Source organism: Planktosalinus sp. (assembly GCF_059864935.1).
On the sequence record NZ_JCBCCK010000228.1, the window covers coordinates 1 to 6838 of the forward strand.

At 35.8% G+C, this 6838-nt stretch carries 6 protein-coding genes; 4 read left to right on the top strand and 2 right to left on the bottom strand.

All coding sequences use genetic code 11. From position 1 onward, the window contains the following. On the top strand, positions 1-218 hold a 218-nt coding region (locus AC6F75_RS07945), incomplete at its 5' end, for an FAD-dependent oxidoreductase (protein ID WP_500714448.1). On the opposite strand, the gene AC6F75_RS07950 is transcribed toward AC6F75_RS07945, so the two are convergent. Beyond that, positions 213-599 carry a DUF983 domain-containing protein gene (locus AC6F75_RS07950; RefSeq protein ID WP_500714454.1) on the bottom strand — a complete coding sequence of 129 codons (387 nt, stop codon included), beginning with the start codon at positions 597-599 and terminating at the stop codon, positions 213-215. The two genes, AC6F75_RS07945 and AC6F75_RS07950, sit on opposite strands and share 6 nt — an antisense overlap. A gap of 72 nt (positions 600-671) precedes the next feature. Here AC6F75_RS07950 and AC6F75_RS07955 point away from each other — a divergent pair, with 72 nt between their 5' ends. Both AC6F75_RS07955 and AC6F75_RS07960 read left to right on the top strand, forming a co-directional pair. Continuing rightward, positions 672-2582, top strand: a complete 1911-nt coding sequence (locus AC6F75_RS07955) for an ATP-binding cassette domain-containing protein (protein WP_500714449.1) — start codon at positions 672-674, stop codon at positions 2580-2582. Positions 2583-2585: 3 nt separating this feature from the next. After that, positions 2586-2768, top strand: a complete 183-nt coding sequence (locus AC6F75_RS07960) for a zinc ribbon domain-containing protein (RefSeq protein ID WP_500714451.1) — start codon at positions 2586-2588, stop codon at positions 2766-2768. Positions 2769-2942: 174 nt separating this feature from the next. Here the strand turns inward: AC6F75_RS07960 and AC6F75_RS07965 are convergent, their stop codons facing one another. Further along, complete coding sequence (locus tag AC6F75_RS07965; RefSeq protein WP_500714452.1) at positions 2943-5000, bottom strand: hypothetical protein; 2058 nt, start codon at positions 4998-5000, stop codon at positions 2943-2945. A gap of 509 nt (positions 5001-5509) precedes the next feature. On the opposite strand from AC6F75_RS07965, the gene AC6F75_RS07970 reads away from it, so the two are divergent. After that, the gene (locus tag AC6F75_RS07970; protein WP_500714453.1) at positions 5510-6769 is read left to right on the top strand and encodes an AAA family ATPase; all 1260 of its coding nucleotides are present in this window, start codon (positions 5510-5512) and stop codon (positions 6767-6769) included. The last annotated feature ends 69 nt before the right edge of the window (positions 6770-6838 follow it).

Here is a 6838-nt window from a genome sequence, read left to right on the forward strand (position 1 = left end):
CCTATGAAATCATCGATCACAAAGCAGGTGTTAGACCCACGGTAACTGACAGAAAACCACTTGTTGGTAAACATTCGCAGTTTAAAAACCTGTTTGTGTTAAATGGATTGGGTTCAAGGGGCGTGATGATTGCACCTTCAGTTGCCCAAAAACTATTTGATTTTATAGAAAACAATATTCCTCTGGACAAAGAAATTGATATCAACAGGTTTTTATGAGTTGTGTGCTTTTACCTTATCGTAATGCATAAAAATATTGATCCAGATATTTCGCGAAAGTCTCATTATAATAGGCATAAAAACGATTAGTGTGCCCACTATGGCAAGAAATGAAGTCATTAGTCCACCGCCAAAAAATACATAGGAAATAATAAAAGCCGCCATGGCAAATGCAACGCCCACAGCATAACTCACATACATCGCCCCGTAAAAAAAGGAAGGTTCAATCTTGTATTTGGTCCCGCAGTGGCTGCACCTTTCGTGCATTTTAAAGATTTTATTCAGTTTAAAAGGATTGCCTTCTTCATACATGGACTCGTGGTGACAAACCGGGCAACTGCCGGTAAAAATGCTGTATAATTTGGTGCCTTTTAACATGATGTTAATCTATTTTTTTAACACCGCAAATTTAAGCATCTTTGCACGATAATTTGTTACCAAGGTTACACAAGGATGTTAAACATATATAATTTATCGGTTGCTTTTCAAGGGGAAAATTTGTTTGAGGAAATTTCTTTTCAATTGCGTGCAGGCGATCGCGTGGGACTGGTTGGGAAAAACGGCGCAGGAAAATCCACACTGCTTAAAATATTAGCCAAAGAACTCACCCCCGATACCGGCGAAATAGCTTCGGATAAAAAAATCAGAATCGGGTTTTTAAAGCAGGACATTGATTTTGTTCATGGCAGAACCGTGGTGGAAGAAGCCTATCAGGCTTTTGAAGAAATCAAAGCCATTGAAATCAAAATGGATGACATTAACCACCAGTTGGCCACACGCACCGATTATGAATCTGACGCTTACCACGACTTGATGGTGGACATCAGTGAAATCACTCACCAATATGAAATTTTGGGCGGTTACAACTATCAGGGTGAAACTGAAAAAATCCTTCAGGGTCTTGGTTTCAAACGCGAAGAATTCAGCAAAAAAACCGAAGAGTTTTCCGGAGGCTGGCGGATGCGTATTGAACTCGCCAAACTGCTGCTTCAAAACAATGACATCCTATTGCTCGATGAGCCCACCAACCACCTCGATATTGAATCTATCATCTGGCTGGAAAGCTTTTTGGTGAATTTTCCGGGAGCGGTAGTAATTGTTTCTCACGATAAAATGTTTCTGGACAATGTCACCAACAGGACCATTGAAATTTCGCTGGGGCGAATTTATGACTATAACAAGCCCTATTCAAAATACCTGGTGTTGCGACAGGAACTCAGGGAACAGCAGCTGGCATCACAAAAAAATCAGGAAAAGCAAATCCAGCAAACAGAGCGATTGATTGAAAAATTCAGGGCAAAAGCCTCCAAAGCTTCCATGGCGCAATCACTGATAAAAAAACTGGACAAAGTAGAGCGAATTGAGGTGGATGAAGACGACAATGCAGTGATGAACGTTAGGTTTCCCATTTCAGTACAACCCGGCAAAGTGGTTATAGAAGTTGAAAATGTTTCCAAAAGCTATGGTGAAAATCACGTTCTTGAAAATGTAAACCTGATGATTGAACGCGGGGTTAAAACCGCTTTTGTGGGTCAGAACGGACAGGGAAAAACCACTTTGGCAAAAATCATTGTGGGGGAAATTGCCCATAAAGGAAAAGTAAAGCTGGGTCACAACGTTCAGATAGGGTATTTTGCTCAAAACCAAGCCGATTATCTTGACGGAAACATCACAGTTCTGGACACGATGATTAACGCTGCAAACGAGACCAACCGAAGCAAGGTAAGGGATATTTTGGGCTCGTTCCTGTTTCGAGGCGAAGAAGTGGAAAAATTTGTAAAAGTCCTTTCAGGAGGGGAACGAAACCGTCTGGCATTGGCCAAGCTATTACTTCAACCGTTGAATGTGCTGGTTATGGATGAGCCCACCAACCATTTGGACATTAAGTCAAAGAACGTTTTGAAGGAGTCTTTGAAAAGTTTTGAGGGCACACTCATAGTGGTCTCACACGACAGGGATTTTCTTCAGGGGCTTTGCAATAATGTCTATGAATTTAAAGACAAAAAAATAAAAGAATATTTGGGAGGCATCGAATTTTACCTGGAGCAGCGCCAAATTTCGTCTATGCGCGAGGCTGAACTTGCAACTAAAGTCAATAAGGAAACAAAAGAAGTTTCCAATAAAAATGATTACAAAGATCAAAAAAAGGGGAAAGCCCTTAAAAATAAATTAAGTAACCTCGAGGCTGCCATAAGTAAACTGGAAAAGGAAATTTCGGGTATGGATGATATGATCCATCAGAACCATCCGGAAGTGAACTCAAAACAGGACTTTTTCAAAAAGTATGACCAAAAGAAAAACGAACTCGACCAAAAAATGAAAGAGTGGGAAGAAGTTCAGGTTGCTCTGGAGGTAAATGGATAAACCATGTTTGAACATTTTTTTCAATGCCCCTATTGCTGGGAAGAAATCTCCATGCTGCTGGATCCGTCAGTGAGCAAGCAGGTGTATGTTGAAGATTGCGAAGTGTGTTGTAACCCCATTGAAATTACTGCCGGATTTGAAAATGGTGAACTTTCAGTTTTTGAAGCCTCGGATATTGAACAATAAAAAATTAGAGCACATAATATTCAATTTTTCAGGGCTTTCCCCCGATTTTTTGCCGCTGTACACGCCTTCGGCGCGTGAAATCGAGGAAAATCAGACTCCCTTTAGGAAGGGGCAAAGCTGGTTTTCCGACTATTAGGACTTAAGTAAATTTTATCAAGTGCTATAAAATAAAACTTAAATAGAAACCATAACATCCTTCAAGCCCTCCTGTATATTGATCCATAAGTAGTTGAAAAAAGATTTGTCTTTGTTTCTTACAGCTGTTGAGTTTCCTTCTTTAAAAGCACTGTCTCTTGAATCTGTATCTTTTTTTACAAAAATATTGGCAACAGTAGATAAAAACCAGTTGCGATTGTTTTCCTTGTTTAATATTTCAACTTTTAAGTTGTCATAACTGATGCGTAAATCAATATTTGAACTGTCGTCGTTTCCATGAATATTAAAATAGGTTTTTTTGACCTTTCCTTCGAGCTTCACATTGAGACTTGACCTTGTAAACGAGTTCATTTTTGTTGCGTTTAAAGCATTGAGTTCACCTTGAATCCGGAAAGTGTCTTTCAGGTCGTTTACATCAAAACTCCAGTCAATTTTAAGAGGGCTTTCATCCATAAAGATGGAGTTTATGAGAATTGTTGTTCTCTTTTCGCCGTGGGAGTAAGTGTTACTAACGTTTCCAATTGCAGCATTTAAATTTGAAAAATTAATAGCACCTGCCGGTTGTCCGGCACTTACTTTTTCTTCATAAGTAATCGTCGCATTGTTAACGTGTAAAGAGTCTAAAGTCAATGGAAAAGGGATACTGCGCAACGATTTACTGTAAAGCGGTTTGATGCTCTTGTCATCTGTAACTAGCTTATCCCTGTATATTTTCAAAACCGGATTTTCTATGGCCAAATCACTGCCGGAAACCTGAAATGTGCTGTCGATAACGTTAAAACGAAAATCCAGTAAGGTAACCAAGGGCATTTCAACATCCATATGGTCCCGCTCTTTTGAAATTACTCCGGAAAGTTCCGTTTTGGAATAGATGGTTTTAATAGCTAAATCTTCAATTTGAAGTTTGTGATTTAGAAGTGAAACTGTATTTAGTGAAAGCAAATCATAGTCATTCAGTTGGTAGAGTAACGACTTGCTATCAAATTCCAAATCAGAAAACTGACAAGGAATCATGTGTTGTAAGGTTGCGGTATTTACCAATACATCTTTGAGCGTTATATTAAAATCTTCTACCTTTAAATGTGGGCTTTTATCAGGGTTTAGTATGTTGATTTGTGCATCATTTATGGATATGGCTGCAATGGAGAATGGAAGGGGCATCTCTCTTTTTTTTGTTTGTAGCCCATCATTTGTAACGGCGGTCTCATTCATTCCTTGCTGCAACCATATTGAAGGATTTTCAACCTTTAAGTTTTCGCCAAAAAGCTGAAAAACATCATTTACCACTTTAAAATGAAGGTCGCTTATGGTCAGCGTTGGAATTTTTATGTCTTTTCGGCCAATCTTATTTGCTACACCTTCAATGGGTTTCAGGGTGTCGCTCTTTGTTTGAATTGTAATGTCTGTGATTTTTAGATGCTGGTCAGTAATGGTAAATTCTTTAAATGAAAGCGTTTCATTTTCGTTTAACTCATAAAAAAAGTCTCTGGTATCCACTTCCATTTCTGAAAAGTAAAAGGGGATTTTTTCTTGAATAGTTGTGTTGTTCACTACAACATTTTTTATCGAAAAATTAAGGCTGTCCAGTTGCAAAGCAATGCTTTCATCTGTATTCTTCAATAAAAAAGAGGCGTTTTCCAACGTAAATTTTCCTGTGCTTATGTTTTCTTCAAAGTCTTTTTTTCGTTTTTCCCGGTCTTTAGTCTTTGTAGTGTCTTTGTATGTCTTAACTTCCAAATCATAAAGAGTGATACTGTTGAAGGCAATTTTGCTTGAGAAAAGGTACTTCCAGTAACCAAGACCTTTAAAGTAAGCTTTTGGAAGGCTTATATTGGAATCTTCAAATCCGGCAATGGTGTCTTTTACTGTAAGTTGAAGGTTTTCTATAGTTACAGAGCCACTATATGAATTGACAGAAATCTCATATTCGTTGATTTGAAATTCATCAGGAACCTGTAGAGTGATGGTTTTTTTTATTTTGTTTTCAATTATGGGGTTTGCAATAAATGATGCTATGACAACCAGAATCAATAATCCTGCTATGCTCCCAATAATTATGTGTGATTTTTTACTCATCTACTAAAGATACCTAAAAAAACAGCATCTGCTAAAGATTAACATTTACTTATAATTATTTAAAAAACTTGAGCTGTTATATTTATGAAAAGTGTAAAAGACCTAACCCCATTTTATGTTTTTAAACAGACTTGAAAATTTCCATATACTATTGCTTATTGTAGTTTCTGTTATACTACCCAGATAGCTAATCGGTATGAAAAAGTAAAAATTCATTAAATTTAGGGGATTATAAGCTCTTGATACAAGTTTATTCGGAATATTAGAGAAGTGCATTGAAAACTTGAAAAAAATGCCCCTGAAGAAAGAAAATATTTGGGACGAGGACTATAATACGATTTCATTTGAGTTTTATCAGAATTTATCTGACTGGGCTGAAGGCAAGGATTTTATTTCAATATAGCTAACTAATTTGCCTGACATTTTTATAATTATTTTAAAATTTTAGCGTCCCCAAATATCATTTAAAAGCGTATATTTGTAAAAATGTTACAAATAATAAACTTAAAATGGTATTAGAAATTAAGTTATCAAATTTTTTCTCAATAAGTGAAGAAGTGATTTTAGATTTAAGGGCGGGAAACATTAATACCGAAAAATCACGTTTACTGAAAGACAATGTTTTTAATTATAATGATTTAGAAGTGTTGAAAACAGTTGCATTGTATGGGGCAAATGCATCCGGCAAATCCAATATAATCAAAGCAATTAGGTTCTGTATCGCAATGGTTTATGAATCTCATAAACACAATGAAAACTCTATTTTTAATTTTATGCCTTTTAAATTTAAGAGTTATTCGAACAAGCCGAGCCGTTTTTCTATTCGATTTGTACATGAAGAAATTGAATATAAATATTCTTTTTCATTGAATAGAAATGAAATACTAACGGAAAGTTTATTTCATTATCCAAACGGCAAAAAAGCCAAAGTATTCACTAGAGATGAAACGGCCGGTAAATCTAAGAAAGAAAAATACTCATTTGGAACCTCCGTAATAAAAAGACCATTAGATGTTGCTGAAAGTACGTCTAATAAAACGCTCTTTGTGTCAAGAGCAAGTCAAATGGATAGGGAAATCCCAAAAAAAATATTTCATTTCTTTCATTCTATGTTCATACGAAGGCATTCAAGTTACAGTATCAGTAATGCAGATACATTGATAAAAGAATATAAAAAATACTTATTGAAAGGCCTTCAATTGGCAGATTCTGACATTATAGATTTTAAGCATAAAGTAATAGTGGAAAAAGGAAAAAAGCTTAACGCTAATTTGGAAACCCAAGAAGCCTATTTTGAAGATGGCGAGTTGGAAAGTATTGATTTAAAAACTTATCACCGGTATTCACCAAACACTGCTTTTAATTTTTTTACGGAAGAATCAGATGGCACCAAAAAGTTGTTTTTTATGCTTTTAACTGTTCTTGATATTGTAAGAAACAATAAAACCTTACTTATCGATGAAATTGAAGATAGTTTACATCCAAAAATAGTTGATTATATAATCAAATTATTCAATGCAAGTGATAAAGCCCAGCTCATTTTTTCTACACACAATACAAATTTATTAGATTTAAATAAGTTTAGAAAAGATCAAATATGGTTTGTAAATAAAACATCTGAAGGTAATTCAGACCTTTATTCCCTTTACGACTACAGTGATTTTAGAGATACAATGGATCTGGAAAAAGCATATTTGCAAGGCAGATTCGATTCCTTGCCCATAGTCGATGATTCTATACGCAATTTAAAATCAGTACTTTTAGAATAAATGGGGAGACAGAGAAGAAGTCCAAAAGGAAAAAAAATAAACCCTACTTTGTTTGTGTTCTGTGAAGGA